The following is a 16,166-nucleotide window of genomic DNA, read 5'->3' as shown; positions in this document are numbered from 1 at the left end:
AAGATTACCTCATTGCCATTTTAGGTTTTATTTCAACGGTCGATAGAAAATCATCAAATTCAAGTGATGCAGGTGTTTTGTTAAATTTGGCATCGGCAGGCATGCCTAATTTGTCTTGAAGCATTGCAAATTGTGATATTTCATGTTGTTTTGCTTTTTCAATATGGGCATGTTCATGTTGTAGCATTATCTTTTCTTTCTTGTCGTGAATCATTTGTTGTGCGATAGGTTTAAATTTTCCTGCTAACAATGAAGCTTCATCTTTAATTTGTTCATGGGTCATTAAATGCAATTTAGCATTATGTTTTAAAGCGACATCAATAAATATCTTTTCAAAGTCAGGCTCTTTTTTTGCAAGCTCATGAATGTTTTTGTTATTATTGCGTGCAAGATGATAATTAATCAGAGAGGGTAGCTGCACGGAAACTTTAGCCTGATCAGCTTTATCCATTTCCGTGTATTTTCTGAGCTCTTCTTTTTCTGCTTGGTAGTATGCAAGCAAGAAATCTTTTAGAAAGGCATCTCTATTTTCAGCAGAGATAACATCTTGGTATACCAGGAGGTCAGAATCTTTAGCAGTATGATCTGCTAATTCATTGCCTACTTTCGTAATCGTCTCATTAACAATGGTTTGCTTTTGTTCTTTAATATCTTTAATTCGATTGTGAATATGATCTATTTTATTGTCATGTTCTTTTATTCGCTCAAGGTACCCTTGTTGAATACGTTCTAGGTTTTTTTGATATATTTGATCAGACATAATGCGTTGAATTTCAGATTCATAAGCGACTTTTAATCTGTCATCTTTTTCCCTATGATAACGAGCCATAAATTCATGCAGGGCAAGGGTAAGATGTTTAATTTGTTCTTGCGTTAAATAATTATTGATAGCTTCTTCTAATATCGTATTTAGTAATTTTTTGGTAATAACGGCTATGATTCTTATTTGTTCGATGTTTTTTTCAAGATTTTGTTCTTGTATCACATTTTGATCAGTTGCAAAATTACTTTCAATTAAATGCTTGAAAGTAATAATTTTTTTTGATGTGTGTAGCGAGCTTAAAATATGGGTAAGAACGGCTTCTTTGGAAGCTTCGTGACTAGCACCTGCTGGAAAGTATTGTTGATAGTCAATATCAACGGTTGCCAAAATATGTTTCAATTTAGATTCAGGTTCAGAACCCATTAAATTGAATAAATTATATTTCCCAACCATGACCGCCGCCCCGTTCATTTTTTCTCATTTTCTGCTTAGACACTAATTTAACTAAATAGGTTCTCCTTATCATCCTAAAGCGATGGACGTAAGTACACGCAAATATTCTGAATAAATTAGATATTTTTTGGTTGCATTTTGCAGGATAGTTTTGAATAATGCCGCGCAGCATCAGGGAGCTTAGGAGTAGTGATGCGTTTAAGGGATAGAACTTGAAGCCGATTAAAAAAAGGGATTTTATATTGGCTATCACAAACTCATTTCTTGCTTTGCTACTTCTTCCCTATGCTGTTCAAAATACAATGTAGTCGCAGTATAAGGAAGTTGTATGAAGTTTTTGTTAAACACAACACCATGGGAAAATAGTTGCGGTCTTGCCGCTTTGAGTCACGTCCTCACGCAAAATATCTTGGCTCCGATGAAGCGAAATCCGCTCAATCAACAAGCACTCAATCTCATGCTAAGTGCGTTTTCAACTATCTACCAAGTAACCGAACTTAATTGGCTTCAACTGAGAAATTTATTACAACTTTATCAACATCCCGAAGATCAACAAAAGTTATGGATAGGGCCCTTACGATTAATCTTAAGTGAAAGATTACTCTCTCAAGATGAGTATCGAAATACACTGTTTCACACCTTTGTTGCTGGGCTTCGTCATTATGTCTTAGAAGAGCAGCCCAACCTTACTGATGAATATGCAAATATTTATCAAACGAATAAAGCCTTTTTTGAATTTGCCAGAGCAAGCTATTGGAGGGTGCGTGCGGTTAGGCGTATTGATAAAGAGCGTGATATTTTTCAAGAGAATGCATTACAAGCCTATTGGCAGCAAATAGGTTACATACAGTACTGCCATCAACATAAACAAGTGATTCATCATGCATTAATGTTAACCGCAGAGGAAATGTCGCATCTTTGTGATGCATTAGAGATAGAATTTAATATTTATGAAAGTGCAGCTGATAACTCGCTAAGTTTTAATCCAATAAATCATACCTGTAAAGGCTTTGAAGGAGAAGCATCCTTAGATATCCTGGATGTGATTTGTTCAAATCATCATTGGCAACCACTCACGGATTCAATGAGTGAAGCATTCCGTCAGCAATTATTGTGGAAGAATGGTTATCGACAATTAGGTCATCATAGTTATGAAGCCTTACGACAAGCAGGTAGGGCGGGACTTTTATGTGATACCAAACAATTTACTGCCCCTTTGCTTCATAAAGCATTACAGCTTAGAGTTTACAATCAAGTTGCTAAAATTTGTCAAAGTCAAGCTGACAAAAGAGATCCAGATAATGGTTTCTATAATTGTATTGATGAGGTTATTTCGCAAAAAGATCTTTCAATGCTTTTGACTATCTATTACTTCAAACCCAATACGCGTAATTATATTTTAGATAAATCATTAAGAATGTATGGCACAGCTTTTGTAGCAGATTTTTTGAAGTATTATCAACGCTTACCTAAAGAGATGACAGATACAAGAAATTGGGATGGTGAAATTGAAAAGTTACTCCCTTGTATTGATAAAATTGATCAAGATAGTGATTTACATATTGTCATTAGAAAAGGAGAGACGGTTAAAGCAAAAAAGTTAATCACTGAAGAGGAGGACATTTATTTAGAAAATCAATATCAAGTAAGCCCTTTGCATTTAGTCTGTGAAAAGGAGAATCTAGAATTATACCTGCGTCTTTTGCTCGCAATGACGAAAAAATTTCGTGGGGATATCTCAGTCGGATACCGGAATCCATTCTTTCAAGTGAAATTATTAAGAATACAGAAAAAAATAGAAGCATTAAAAAATATTTATGAGAGATTTTGATATGGTAATGGATGTTCAAGGTATTGTCAGAGTAGTAATTGGATATAGTAAAATTCCTGATGCAGATGGTGAACTTCATCTTGAGGTTGAATATAGATTAAAACCCTTAAATTTAGAATTTTTGCAGAAATTATATAATATTTCTCCCAATGATCCAGATTATGGTGTAAGGGATTTAATAGACTGTTATCCTATTAATGCTGAACAAGCTAAAACATTACAGCCGTATGTTATTGATGGAGTAATTGATTTGGAAAAATATGATTTTATGCTGGAGTGTTATCAAATATAAAGCAAAGATTTAGCACGCCCAATGATTTTTGAAAAGTATTTTGAAGTTCGAATGGAAAATCCAAATCTCAGGAAACTGAAATTTGGATGAATAGATTTAGAGTGTAGGAAAAACTTTAACTATGCTTATATAGGGCGTGCTTAGAATAAGCAAAATTAAATGGAAATTTCAGCTGTCGCAAATTTAATTGCTGCTGCACCAAATACAATAACTAAGCCGAAGGTGCTGCCTGCCATACCACCCAAAACACCGCCGAGTATAGGATAAGTGAGGCCGCCGCTAGAAAAACCAAATCCTGCTAATGCTCCCATGCCTGTACCAACGCCCGTTGATAAGAGAAATGTGCTGAGATTACTCATGCCACCACTGACACTGTTAACTTCAGAAAAATTGAGTTCTTTCATTTGAATTATCTCCAAATTGCTTATATTTGTTAGGAAATTAGGGCTGGTTTTATAACATAAGTTGAGCGTATTGTATATACCGCACCATGTGAAGATGCAAGATTAGCGTGCATTTCCTCATTATACCTAATAAACCTGAACTAATGTGATGAAGCGTTTGTCATTTCATTATCACGATCACTGTATTTAATTTTTGTTGTAATCAATAAAGTTGTATAGGTGGATTGATGAAACCCTTTAAACAGAAATCGCCAGAAAGCTTACAACAAGATGTCGCAAAACATTACGCAGATAATCTTGCGAAAATGTCTTCCATGATCATTTTAGGCTTAGATACCGAAGAAGAGTCCAAAATATCGTTGCCTCCTAATCTGACGATTATTGAAAATAATGAAGGATATCTACCCTCATTTTTAACCGGGGCTATTCCTATTGCTGTATCTTCTGTCGATAACTGATTTATATTCATTCTGTATAATATTTTTAATTGACTGTTCTTGTTCTTTTACGCCGACAACATTTTCCGCTTCATATAATAATGAAGCACCCCGCGGATGACGTTGACTGTATTCATCGTAAGCTGAATACTGTTCATTATGGAATTGGTTAAAAAAAGGTTCTTTGTAAGAAAAATTGTAATGACCACCGCCTCGTTCAGTATGATAAAGATTCACTTCCCATTGTGGGTGCGCTATTGGAAATTTAACATCAAAATCGGGTGCTTCATCGGTTAGATGAATAGTCAAGGAGGCTCCCATTGCATTGGCTAATTTTCCGACTAATTCATCGGAGATAAGATTGCCTGCTTTGAGTTCTTCTTTATGTGCAGGAGAGGAATCAGGAGAATTGTCTATCATTTCTCGTAGGAGCTTTCTCATTACCTCACCAAATGCAATTTCTTTATCTTCAGGGTGTGAAAAGCGATTCACTAAAGACAAAAAATCATCAACATCATAATTCTGTCCTAATTCATAATAGTCATAAAATTTGATTAGTAAATCGGTGAAAATTGGATTCTTATTAAAAAGATCGTGCAATTTCTCATCACTCATATTAAATAAAGTATGAGTCATGCAATGAAAAGCGCAATTGTTACGATAAGCCCCAGCTTGTGCGTAGTCAGGCATTGCGTCGTTTCCTTGAGTGGTTTCAATTTAGTGTTTAGGTATATCTTGAAGAGATAAAGTTCAATTTATTTGTGAGAGAGTCTTTAGGGGTAGGTCGTGGAGGCCTTTATTGGGTAATAAAGGCCCCTTGTAGAATTAGAAGCGTTTTCCACTGCGTGTGGTATGGTGTGGAATCTTTTCAATTTCTTGTTGATTCATTGCTGGCAGAGTGTACTGTACCGGTTTTTCTGAACTGGTGAGCGTAGGGGTGGTGAATGAGTCAACAGAGGTATGCTTTAAATCTTTACACAACTGTCTAACATCGGTTTTATGGAATGTACCTGCTTTGGTGAGTCGCATATCGCCAGGCATATTGAACGCGGCAGGTGGTAGAACATGATCATAATTATTTCTATCAGCTTTATCGGGAGTGTATTCTGTCCAACGACCTAAACGAGATTCAGGATGTGAAGCCGCATAGCTTTCAATTGTATCTGAAGCTGTACCTAACACATAATCGGCTGCTTTTTTAGCGCCATAAGCAATACCCGCAGCAGTTGCGGTAATAGCAGTTGTTGCTAATGGGGTTGCAATTCCAGTCAACCAATTAATGGGTGCTGAACCAAAACCTAATGAGAAGGCAGCCCAACCTAAACCTGCGGCAGCGATTCCACCAGCGGCAAGACCGATTTGTTCATTGCGGGTAATTTCAATATTAGTAAAAGGGATTTTCATTCTCTTCTCCACGTCCTAACGACTTTTATAAAGACAAAAATGTTAGTTGAATGAATTTCTTATATCAACCAAATCAAGCTTTTTGAAGACCGCCGAGCCGCTAATGCCTCTAAGCGGTCTAACATTCGAACACAACTGGTGCATTGATGCCTATCTTGAGAAAAGAGATTCATTGAGTTAAAGAAAAGTAACGCCTGAAAATCAGCTGATTTTCAGGCGTTACTGCAGATTATCTTAATCTGGGTTTAAGAGAAGGGGTGTAGTGCAGCTTCTTTACCGCTTGTTCAAAAATAGCTTGTTGCTGTTCTTGATTGCCGGTCATTTTAGCAATAATTTGCTTTAGTTTTACTTCTGTTTTGGCTTTAACCTTTTCATCGATCAGCGCTTTGACTCTGGCATCGACATTCGCTTTGACGCAGCAACGCAGAATATGTAGCTGATATTGATACAATCGGGTATAGGCATTGCGAGCATGCGATTCAATCCATCGAAGCTCTGCAAAAAAGGCTTTCTTTTTTTCTTCAAACCAAGAATACCATAAATTTTCTAAAGGATAAGCAGGATGATATTGACGTAATTTCTCTACGGCTTTTGTTTTATCAGCAGCAAGCGTCAACAAGTTTTCTTCAATGAGGCGTTTAATATTCATGGTTTCAATATCAAGGCGTAATTTACGCTTCGCCTTAGCAAGTGCTGTATCAATTTCATGGGAAATGACGGCAATTCTTGATAATTGGCGACGAAATTCATCAGCAGAAGTCGCCTCGTTGGATAAATTCAGTAATAAATGTTTTAAAGCACCTATTAATAAAGATTGGAGATTCATTAGGTGTTGATCATGCGAAAAGTGAGTTGCAAACTGTTTTAAACGTTTCTCTTCGCAGGTTAGAACATTGCGTAATTTGTTTTCATCTAAATTATCGATGCCAAGGGCTTCGCGCAGCATGTGCATTTTGGTGAATACATCAAATCCCAAAGTAGATAACCTGGAACAAAGGAGTGAAATAGGGTTAATTTGGGAATCAATGATAAGCGTCACAACATCTTCCTACTGCTTAAAAGAAAGTTGACAATCTAACATTGTAGGCAGATGAATGGCAAGCGTCTTTTATAAAAAGTTTAAAAAACGCTTGCAAGTACACATCATTTAGAAACAGTTCTTCCCTTTGTGGGGCTAAAATGTTTGTATGACAGTGTATCGCCATCTTCACAGGGTGGTCGAGATTTCTGCAGTTCATTTCGCAAAGCCCATTGCTGAAGAATGGGTTTTTGTTCTTCAAGCGTTAAAAGCGGAAAAACAATTTCTTTATCCATAAAATTGGCTCGTTGATACCAAGCATCAAAACCAATACGATCAAATTTATCGTCCTCAAGCCAAAATGGTAGGAATTGAGTTAAATTTGCACGAAGCATTTTGTGGCTTTGAGAATGCCGAGCAAAAAAAATCGTACTCCAAATATGATAATGATTAAGCACTTGTGTCATCTCATCAATCGTTAATTCACGTAACCATTTATTTCGTTCTGACGAGGTTTGGGTATTAGCCCACGCCAAGAAGCCTTGAGCGCTAAATTCACTATCGATAAACCATTGAGGAAAATGTTGTTGCAAGTAAACGCGTTTTTCACTGTATTCACTAGGGCAATCTTGAATATTGGGGCCGCTAAGCATAAGCGCTCCTTAGTAAGGCATTTAAGAAGTGCGCAGTATAGCTATCTAGCTTCCACTTTTAAATGCTTTTTGACAGCTTTTAGAGCCTACGTTATAAAGGTTGCATCGCGCTGTCATAGCGCGTTGATACGAATGAGTGCTTTATGAAAACACGACATACCGATACTGATAGTAGTGAAACAGAAATCTCTGAGCATCAACTTTATGAAGCCATTGTTGCTATTCGCGATATTGACGAGGCAAAAAGGTTTTTTGAAGATTTATGCACGCCAACAGAGCGTCAATCCATGGCCGATCGTTGGCGGGTTGTGCCTCTGATTGAGCAGGGCATTCCTTATCGCACGATTCATGAGCAAACTGGGGTGAGTGTCACTACAATTGGGCGAGTCGCACGTTGTTTAACGCAAGGTGAAGGAGGTTACAATCTCATTCACGATAGATTAAAGCGTAAGAACCGAGTCAAAGATAATTCTAAAAATAATGATGATAAATAACTTATTATCGAGTAGCACCTCTTTCTGAGTTGATGAAGTAAATAATAATCATTAAAATACCCTTCTTTCGATTTTAGCAAACTTACATTCTTCAGAACTGGATGGATATTCAACTTCATCAAAGCATGATAACATCCACTTCCAAAACGTTGAATTACACTCGAATTCAAGGGGTGAAATAGATGAATTGGCTCAAAAAACTTGCTGGGTTGGTTGTTGGTAAATTCGTTTTGCGAGCCCAATTGCTCCCAATCGGTGAATTAAAAGGGTTACGTTGGCTTTGGTCCAAACTCCATTATTCCCAAGCCCGAATTAAACAATTAAATAATATTTGGCCCGATTTTGTTGCCAAAAATACGGAATATAAAAAGAAAGCCCCTGAAAAAGCCATTGAAATCTCACGGCAATTCTTCACAACCGAGGATGGTTCACAACTTGATACCGTTGAATTGTATGCTCCCCAAAATAAAGCAGCAAAACAATATGTGATCTATGGTTGGGGACGAAGCGATTGTTATGAATTCTTTTTACCAAGACTTGCAAATGATGCTCTAAATCTGAATAAGAAAATTATTAGCTTTAATTTTCGCAATGTGGGGCATAGTAAAGGACAGGTTTATCATGAACATGATCTGGTTCGTGATTATAAATTTCAAGTAAAACGTCTACTTGATAAAGGGGTTGATCCTAAAAATATCACCTGTTACGGCCATTCATTGTGTGGCGCGATTGCAGCCTTTGCAGTTAAAGAACTGCATCAAGAAGGATATCCGGTTAAACTTTATAGTGATCGTTCATTCTCCAATTTGATGAACACTTCTATTCATTTATTTTTTAAACCCGAACGACGTATCCGACGTGCAATCGTCACAGCAGGCACACTCTTTTTTGGTACATTATTACTGGGCACATTGGCCTTGCTGGGTATCATTGCACCGCTGAATGCGTTAATTGCTGCGGGTATTGGTTTCACGAGTTTATGGGTTCCACCGATTTTTTCATTGTTTGATAAATCCGTTGGGTGGGTGTTAGAAAAAGCCTTGTACGGGATTATGATTTATGGTGAGTGGGTCATGGATGTTGCGAAAACGTACGATGCCATTCCAGCAAAAGACAAAATGCATACGGTTTTGCGTACTGCAGATAAGTCTCATTCTCCCTACTTAGGTGAACGTAAAAAAATAGCACCAGGATATGATAAAGTGATTTTATATCCTGATTCACTTCATCATCATTTACCTTCTCAGCGTCGTCAAAAAATCAATCTTAAAGACAGATTGCACAAGGCACTAGAGAATGGGGACAAGCGAAAAGCGCTGCAGTACAAAAAACAGCTCAGTACACTATCCAACAGTAAGATGACCGGCGGCCATCATACTGCATGGCCACATGAAATGTATACGCGATATAAAACACAGGCTTCAGGGCGTTGGCTCACGGGGCAAGAGCACTTCTATGCCTTTGTTGAACCCAATGGAGTGCACGATAAGCCTAAAGCGCCGCGATATCGAAAATTCCAGTAATGCACCATTGTGCGTGCAGGTTTGTCATCGTATGATTGAGCGCACTCAATGGTGCGCTTAAAACTATCTAGCTGCCTTTGCAGCAAAGAATTGAATTGGATAGTCTCATAACAAATGGAGTGGGAAGCTTACCTATCGCAGACTGAGGGTAAAATTCAGCTGTGAAAGGGTTATCAATGGAATAGGTGTAACGTGCAACAGGACAAGCAGAAAGAGGTTGCTTTTTTTGACAACCTCGCTTCTTCGCAAGAGTACAATGTCTTCACGGATGAAGCGAATAATAAAATTATTCATACTCTCGAAACACTGCTGGCGCTTGAGCCTGGTGCACGCCTTTTGGATCTGGGATGTGGTTCGGGGATCTTTACCCAGTTACTACAAGCCCGTGGTTACCATTGTGTTGGTCTAGATCTCAGCCAAAAATTGTTAGGGTTGGGTAAGCAACAAACGCCTGCAATCGATTATGTTCAAGCCGATGTTGAAGCCTTACCCTTTGCTAGCGAAAGTGTTGATTATGTGATTTTAAGCTGTTTGGTACATCATCTACCGAATCCCAAACGATGTGCTGAAGAAGTCTTCCGCGTTTTAAAACCTAACGGCAAATATGTTGCGTTTGATCCAAACCGATTAAATCCATTCATGTATCTTTATCGTGATCGCAGTTCACCTTTTTATAGCTCAAAAGGGGTGACTGAGAATGAGCGTCCTGTGCTTCCTAAGCAAGTGCAGTCTGTTTTTACGCAAGCTGGATTAGAAGCGGCTTCACATTTTGTCGATGGGCTGGCTTTTCGCTATGTTGCTTCTGGTGCTGCTAGAGGTATATTACCGATTTATAATTTCTTCGATCGTACTTTTTTCCGAGCGCAATGGCTTTCATTGTTCAGAGCATTTGTTTTCACTTATGGTATAAAACCAGCAGTAATTTAATATGAAATCCAAAATCGATTCACTGGGCCCTTTTTTTCTGAATCTGGGTGCTTGGGTTGCACTGTTGTTAGTCGCCCTAAGATTCGCGCAAGTTTTCTCTTTTAGTGCTCCTATGCATGTGATCACCAGTGGCTTTGAAGAGGAATCATTATTTGCGCTTTTCAAAGTTGCCCATGGTTTACCGGTATACACAGATCCTCATCAATTACCTTTTACCGCAACGTATTTTAATTGGTTTTTCTATGCGTTTTACGGAAAGCTAACCACCTTTGTCATACATGTTTTTCATTTAAATGATGCTTGGATCCCAACCATTGGGCGACTTATTACTTTTGCCATTGTGAGCGCAGGTTTTGTGCTGACTTATCGGCTGTTACGTTCTTTACAGCAACAAAAATTAGCTTTTAGTTTAAGTGTTTTATTGTGGTATGGGCCTTTAATTGGCTTTTGGTCGATGACCGTCAGACCCGATTTGCTGGGATTGTTTTTTGATGCTTGTGCTGGCGCTTGCATTTTGCATTATTTTCCACAAAAGCGCTTACCCATGGTGATATTGGCTGCATTATATTGTTACTTGTCATGGTCTTGTAAGCAGATCAACATTGTGATGCCTGGGGCGATTGGATTGTTACTACTATGGCGTAGGCAATGGTTTGCTTGCGTGATATTTAGTTTATTATTGGTTAGCTTATATGCCTGCTCTTTTGCCTTGTTATCTGCCAATGCCCGTAATATGCTCTTTTTCGTTAATACCGCGATCCCGCTATCAAGCGCGGTGTTCCTTGGCAATACGCTCGCGTTTTTTAAAAAGACTTTCCCAATCTGGTTGATTTTCGTGGCTGTATTCATTGCTGCGATTCGTAATGCAAATGATGCTCGCCAATTACGTCAAGATCCTGCCATTCAATTAAGTATTTTAGGATTAATGGTGTGGTCGCTGATTTTATTGCCTGCTAGTAGCAAAGTGGGTAGCGCTGAAAATTATCACTTTATTGCATTATTATTTTTAACGTTGTTCATTGGTAAAGCGCTTAGTTTGATAGTCATTCCTTCTAGAATGATAACGCTAGCTACCGCTATCGCAGGATTACTATGGGTAGGGGCGATTGGCAGTGTGATATTACAAAACCGGTCGCAAGCTTTATCATCACAACACCATTCAATGACGGCATTACAAAGTTGCATTGCAACGTTACCCCAACCGGTATTTGTCATTAATCACTATGGCGCTTTGCCTTGGATGAACGCAAGCCCTCATACCTTTGTATTGGCTTATAACTATTGGAGCGATCGACAAATGGGGATCCCTTTTGAGGATAACGGGATTGGTGGCCTTATTGAGAAGGGATATTTTAATGCGCTCATTTTGCCTTCTCCTGTCACCGATGAATTTGATGGCGCCAGTTTACAAACGTTTAAGCGACAAGAGAGTTGTGAGGGGTATGCCGTCTTTACGCGCAAAGGAACCGTATGAAAAAAATATTAATCACAGGCGGTGCTGGCTTTGTTGGCTCAAGCCTAGCAATTACCTTTAAGCAACACCATCAAGATTGTCATGTTATTTGTCTAGATAATTTGAGTCGTCGGGGAAGTGAATTAAATCTCACACGATTAAGAGAACAAGGTGTTGAATTTGTGCATGGTGATGTGCGCAATAGCGAAGATCTTGCCAAAATTAAAGAAATTGATTGGTTAATAGAATGCTCTGCTGAGCCTAGTGTTCATGCCGGATATGGTGATAGCCCTGCTTATTTGATGAATACCAATTTATTAGGGCTCATTAATTGCTTGGAATATTTGCGGCAATACGGCGGTAAGATGGCATTTCTATCGACCAGTCGTGTTTATCCCATTCAAGCTTTAAGAGCATTACCCTTAAAAATAGAGAACCAACGCTTTGAACTTGATCTGAAAGAAACGGTAAGCGGGCTTTGTTCAAAGGGAATTGCGGAGCATTTTTCAATAGAAGGTTTTCGTTCTCTTTATGGGGCAACCAAGCTTTGTGGCGAATTATTGATTCATGAATACAGCCAAATGTATGGTATTCCTGCCATCATTAATCGTTGCGGTGTACTGGCAGGTCCTTGGCAAATGGGCAAAGTCGATCAAGGGTTTATGGCATTGTGGGTTGCAAGACATGTCTTTGGGGGCGGCCTTAAATACATGGGATTTGGTGGGGAAGGTATGCAAGTACGAGATGTCTTGCATGTGAATGATTTGTATCAGCTCTTGTTGCGGCAAATGTGTTCAGCAGAAGATCATCAAGGTGCGGTGTACAATGTGGGAGGCGGCTATGCGAACAGTCTTTCGTTATGCGAGTTAACAGCCATTGTGTCTGACATTACAGGAAAGCAATGTCAGATTGATTGTGATCCGCAAACACGTGAAGCTGATATCCCATACTATGTTACTGACATTACCAAAGTAAATCAGAAAACTCAATGGGCACCACAAATCAAGATCCCGCAAATCGTGGAAGAGATTGATCGTTGGATGTGTGAGCACAAAGCGATGCTTGCACCCATTTTCACGGCATAAACCCCTACAAGTTCGTCCTTTAAGTCATGCTTCGCATCTTGGAGCGCACTGAGTATAATAAAAGGATCAATGGATAAAAAGGAAGCGTATTGTGGCAGTAGCAATCATTACCGGATCAGCAGGATTAATTGGATCAGAGGCCGTGAAATTTTTGGCTGACAAAGGAATGTCAGTTGTTGGTATCGATAACAATATGCGTAAATCCTTTTTTGGGGAAGAAGCTTGCACGCAGTGGAATCTGCAATCATTAAAACGTCAGGTTCCCAGTTATCAACATTATGATTGTGATATTCGCGATAATGCGACTCTAGAAAAAATATTTAAGCACTACGCTAATGATATCGCCGTGATTATTCATGCAGCAGCTCAGCCTTCGCATGATTGGGCAGCATCCAATCCTCATGTTGATTTTACGGTGAATGCCAATGGTACTTTGAATTTACTTGAACTCACTCGTCAACATTGTAAAGATGCCACGTTTATCTATTTGAGCACCAACAAAGTCTACGGCGATACCCCGAATAATCTACCATTAGAAGAACTCGCCAGACGTTTTGAAGTTGCAACGCTTCATCCTTATTATGGTTTTGGTATTGATGAAAATATGAGCATCGATCAGAACAAACATAGTCTTTTTGGCGTTTCTAAAGCGGCAGCTGATTTAATGGTCCAAGAATATGGACGCTATTTTGGTATGAATACCGTCTGTTTTCGCGGTGGATGTCTGACAGGGCCTGCACATTCTGGTACTAAATTACATGGTTTTTTAGCGTATCTCATGCGCTGTGCAATCACGCATAAGCCTTATAGCATCTACGGTTATAAAGGTAAGCAAGTGCGCGATAATATTCATAGTTTCGATTTAGTTTCCGCCATGTGGCATTTTATTGAAGCCCCTAAATCGGGTGCTGTTTATAATCTTGGGGGCGGGCCAGGAAATAATTGTTCGGTACTGGAAGCCATTAGTTTCTGCCAAGAAATCAGTGGTGAAGAATTAATGTGGAATTATGTCAATGATAACCGCATTGGTGATCATATTTGGTGGGTTAGCGATGTGCGTAAATTTAAACAAGATTATCCTAATTGGGATTTTCAATATAATTTAATCACCACCTTAACAGAAATTTATCATGCCATTAAAGAAACCCAAGGTAGCTCTTATGAATATGCATGATAAAAATGTGCTTGATAAATTGTCCGTTGTTATACCTGCACACAATGAAGCGGTCAATTTGCAAAATTTATTACCAACATTGATCGCACGCTTAAATCAAGCCAATATTCCTCATGAAATTTTAGTCATCAATGATAATAGTAGTGACAATACTGAATTGACACTCAAACAATTGATGAATCAACATCCAACGTTGCGTTATATTAATAATGCACCTCCCAATGGATTTGGTTTAGCAGTTCGTTGTGGGTTACAAGCATTTACCGGCGATGCGGTTGTAATTGTGATGGCCGATGGCTCTGATGCACCTGAAGATATTGTGAGATTTTATCGTAAGCTACAAGAGGGCTATGATTGCGTTTTTGGTTCAAGATTCATGCCAGGTGGCAAAGCCGTTGACTATCCACTACATAAAAAAATCTTAAACCGGTTAGCCAATAATTTTATCAGAGTTCTATTTCAGTTTCGTTATAATGATATTACCAATGCTTTTAAATGTTATCGTCGGCATGTGATAACAGGATTGCAACCCTTATTAGCACATCATTTTAATTTAACAGTAGAATTACCTTTAAAATCAATTATTCGTGGTTATCAATATGCCGTGATCCCCAATGCTTGGTATAACCGCAAAGAAGGGGTTTCTAAATTAAAAATACGTGAAATGGGCAGCCGCTACTTATTTATTGTTCTTTACTGTTTAATCGAACGATTATTCTCTCGCGGCGATTATAAAATAGAGCCCCAAGCTAAGAAAAAACTACAGTCGGCGCATAATTGAAAATACGACTTTCAGAGGGAGAGTCGCAACTCTTCCTCTGATTTTCTTAAAAGTTATTTCTTTTTAATCCGCGACATTAACACTTTGTTTTGACCTTCGCTCGCGGCAAAGCCAGCATAAAATGCTTTTGGAGATCGATAAGCAGACCAAGAAAAAAAGCTTCCAAGATGTGCTGTGTAACTTTGGGCTGCTTTTCTACCGATTGTAAAAGCTTCCGATTGAGATTGTGTAAGGTGTTTAATATCTTTTTCTGTTTTTAAACAATAGTTTTCATGTTGCTGTGTTTTGAATTGATTTCTACATGTTCTAATCAGATCAAGTGGAAACAAAACCATACAAAAGTTGAGCAAAAGAGTCGATGGAAAAGCGACTAATGCAAAGCGACTTAACTGTGTTGCCATTGCTAACGTAGATATTAGCAAGCTGGGGATGAGTGTTTTAACCTTTTTCACTTGAGATAAAATAGGGGGGGTTAAAGAATGCTCAAATTTAGGGACCATCGCCTTCACATGACTTTTCACAGATGCAGCCAATGCTTTCACGTTATAGCCACCTTCTAACGTTGAGATCACTCTTCCTTTTGCAAATTTGTCTGCAACTTTACAGATCTCTTTTGTGACGAAAGCATAATCTTCTTCATTGAGATTGATAGAGGAAAGCTTGTCATCTTTATGAGCATCAAATCCTGCGGAAATAAAAATACATTCTGGCTTAAATGCGATTAAACTCGGGATGAGTTGTGTTTCTACTCGTTTACGAAACTCGTTACTACCTGAGTTTGCATTCAAGGGAGCAAGGTTAATATGAGATGGATGCCCATCTAATTTAGTTCCATGCGGATAATGAGGATGTTGAAAGCTAGACCAAAACAGGACTCGAGGATCTTTATAAAATATTTTTTCTGTCCCATCACCATGATGTACATCAAAATCAATAATAGCGATGCGCTTTAATTTGAAAGCATTCAGAGCATGAGCCGCACCTACGGCGACATTATTAAAAAAACTAAAGCCCGCAGCTTTATTCTGACTAGCATGATGGCCAGGAGGACGTACTAAACAAAACGCTCGTTTTGTTTTCCCATTTATGACATCTTTAACAGCAGCAATTTGGGCACCGGCAGCGCTTAATGCGGCTGACAGTGTGTAAGGATTCATTTTTGCATCAATATCCTTTTTGATAATCCCTTCACGAGGTGAAAGAGCAAAAGTCCTATCAATATAGGTTTTGTCATGGACCCTAGCTAATTGTGCTTTGGTTGCTTTAGGTGCATTTTTCCACCGCAATTGGTTGGCGAGAGAAAGATCGGCCTGCAAAGCTTGTTTACAAGCAATTAAGCGTGTAGGTGCTTCAGGATGGTTCTTTTCCATCTTATGTTTTAAACAATCGGAATGGGTGTAAATGTTAATTGTGTTTGAATTTGTCATATAAATTACCTACATGAGTTTGTATGCTGGCAATTTATTCGAACATG

At 38.6% G+C, this 16,166-nt stretch carries 17 protein-coding genes; 10 read left to right on the top strand and 7 right to left on the bottom strand.

All coding sequences use genetic code 11. The features are described 5' to 3' along the window. Positions 1 to 4: 4 nt before the first annotated feature. The gene (locus HT99x_RS11990; RefSeq protein ID WP_075064690.1) at positions 5 to 1,234 is read right to left on the bottom strand and encodes a hypothetical protein; all 1,230 of its coding nucleotides are present in this window, start codon (positions 1,232 to 1,234) and stop codon (positions 5 to 7) included. Positions 1,235 to 1,544: 310 nt separating this feature from the next. On the opposite strand from HT99x_RS11990, the gene HT99x_RS11985 reads away from it, so the two are divergent. Together HT99x_RS11985 and HT99x_RS11980 are read left to right on the top strand one after the other, a co-directional pair. Next, complete coding sequence (locus HT99x_RS11985) at positions 1,545 to 3,047, top strand: hypothetical protein (protein ID WP_075064691.1); 1,503 nt, start codon at positions 1,545 to 1,547, stop codon at positions 3,045 to 3,047. Next, positions 3,034 to 3,339: a DUF7683 domain-containing protein gene (locus tag HT99x_RS11980; RefSeq protein WP_075064692.1), complete on the top strand. Its 306-nt coding sequence runs from the start codon at positions 3,034 to 3,036 to the stop codon at positions 3,337 to 3,339. The genes HT99x_RS11985 and HT99x_RS11980 overlap by 14 nt, the downstream gene beginning before the upstream one ends. A 155-nt stretch (positions 3,340 to 3,494) precedes the next feature. On the opposite strand, the gene HT99x_RS11975 is transcribed toward HT99x_RS11980, so the two are convergent. Further along, positions 3,495 to 3,743 carry a hypothetical protein gene (locus tag HT99x_RS11975; protein ID WP_075064693.1) on the bottom strand — a complete coding sequence of 83 codons (249 nt, stop codon included), beginning with the start codon at positions 3,741 to 3,743 and terminating at the stop codon, positions 3,495 to 3,497. A 227-nt stretch (positions 3,744 to 3,970) separates the two neighbouring features. Between HT99x_RS11975 and HT99x_RS11970 the strand changes: the two genes are divergently transcribed. Then, complete coding sequence (locus HT99x_RS11970; RefSeq protein WP_075064694.1) at positions 3,971 to 4,201, top strand: hypothetical protein; 231 nt, start codon at positions 3,971 to 3,973, stop codon at positions 4,199 to 4,201. On the opposite strand, the gene HT99x_RS11965 is transcribed toward HT99x_RS11970, so the two are convergent. The 4 genes from HT99x_RS11965 to HT99x_RS11950 form a co-directional block, all read right to left on the bottom strand. Beyond that, on the bottom strand, positions 4,157 to 4,870 hold the full coding sequence (locus HT99x_RS11965; protein ID WP_075064695.1) for a hypothetical protein: 714 nt from the start codon (positions 4,868 to 4,870) through the stop codon (positions 4,157 to 4,159). The genes HT99x_RS11970 and HT99x_RS11965 overlap by 45 nt on opposite strands. 135 nt (positions 4,871 to 5,005) lie before the next feature. Next, positions 5,006 to 5,584 carry a hypothetical protein gene (locus HT99x_RS11960; protein WP_075064696.1) on the bottom strand — a complete coding sequence of 193 codons (579 nt, stop codon included), beginning with the start codon at positions 5,582 to 5,584 and terminating at the stop codon, positions 5,006 to 5,008. Positions 5,585 to 5,813: 229 nt separating this feature from the next. Then, entirely contained in the window at positions 5,814 to 6,623 is an 810-nt protein-coding gene (locus tag HT99x_RS11955; protein ID WP_075064697.1) for a hypothetical protein, read from the bottom strand. Positions 6,624 to 6,727: 104 nt separating this feature from the next. Continuing rightward, positions 6,728 to 7,255 carry a hypothetical protein gene (locus HT99x_RS11950; protein WP_075064698.1) on the bottom strand — a complete coding sequence of 176 codons (528 nt, stop codon included), beginning with the start codon at positions 7,253 to 7,255 and terminating at the stop codon, positions 6,728 to 6,730. Positions 7,256 to 7,398: 143 nt separating this feature from the next. Between HT99x_RS11950 and HT99x_RS11945 the strand changes: the two genes are divergently transcribed. The 7 genes from HT99x_RS11945 (at position 7,399) to HT99x_RS11915 (ending at position 14,692) form a co-directional block, all read left to right on the top strand. Beyond that, entirely contained in the window at positions 7,399 to 7,749 is a 351-nt protein-coding gene (locus HT99x_RS11945; protein ID WP_075064699.1) for a YerC/YecD family TrpR-related protein, read from the top strand. 182 nt (positions 7,750 to 7,931) lie between these two features. Then, a complete protein-coding gene (locus HT99x_RS11940) occupies positions 7,932 to 9,272 on the top strand; it encodes an alpha/beta hydrolase (RefSeq protein ID WP_075064700.1) in 1,341 nt (446 codons plus the stop codon). A gap of 192 nt (positions 9,273 to 9,464) precedes the next feature. Continuing rightward, positions 9,465 to 10,199 carry a methyltransferase domain-containing protein gene (locus HT99x_RS11935; RefSeq protein ID WP_075064701.1) on the top strand — a complete coding sequence of 245 codons (735 nt, stop codon included), beginning with the start codon at positions 9,465 to 9,467 and terminating at the stop codon, positions 10,197 to 10,199. Between the two features lies 1 nt (position 10,200). Then, positions 10,201 to 11,673, top strand: a complete 1,473-nt coding sequence (locus tag HT99x_RS11930; RefSeq protein WP_075064702.1) for a hypothetical protein — start codon at positions 10,201 to 10,203, stop codon at positions 11,671 to 11,673. Continuing rightward, complete coding sequence (locus tag HT99x_RS11925) at positions 11,670 to 12,737, top strand: NAD-dependent epimerase/dehydratase family protein (protein WP_075064703.1); 1,068 nt, start codon at positions 11,670 to 11,672, stop codon at positions 12,735 to 12,737. The genes HT99x_RS11930 and HT99x_RS11925 overlap by 4 nt, the downstream gene beginning before the upstream one ends. Positions 12,738 to 12,828: 91 nt before the next feature. Beyond that, the gene (locus HT99x_RS11920; RefSeq protein WP_075064704.1) at positions 12,829 to 13,911 is read left to right on the top strand and encodes an NAD-dependent epimerase/dehydratase family protein; all 1,083 of its coding nucleotides are present in this window, start codon (positions 12,829 to 12,831) and stop codon (positions 13,909 to 13,911) included. Continuing rightward, positions 13,898 to 14,692, top strand: coding sequence for a glycosyltransferase (locus HT99x_RS11915; RefSeq protein ID WP_075064705.1), 795 nt, complete (start codon positions 13,898 to 13,900; stop codon positions 14,690 to 14,692). Before HT99x_RS11920 ends, HT99x_RS11915 begins: the two co-directional genes overlap by 14 nt. Positions 14,693 to 14,745: 53 nt before the next feature. Here the strand turns inward: HT99x_RS11915 and HT99x_RS11910 are convergent, their stop codons facing one another. Continuing rightward, positions 14,746 to 16,119: an arginase family protein gene (locus HT99x_RS11910; protein ID WP_075064706.1), complete on the bottom strand. Its 1,374-nt coding sequence runs from the start codon at positions 16,117 to 16,119 to the stop codon at positions 14,746 to 14,748. Positions 16,120 to 16,166 lie beyond the last annotated feature (47 nt).

Origin of the sequence: Candidatus Berkiella aquae (assembly GCF_001431295.2) — a bacterium.
GTDB lineage: Bacteria > Pseudomonadota > Gammaproteobacteria > Berkiellales > Berkiellaceae > Berkiella > Berkiella aquae.
Note: the sequence above shows the minus strand (reverse complement) of the source record. Positions and strands in the feature narration are given on the sequence as shown.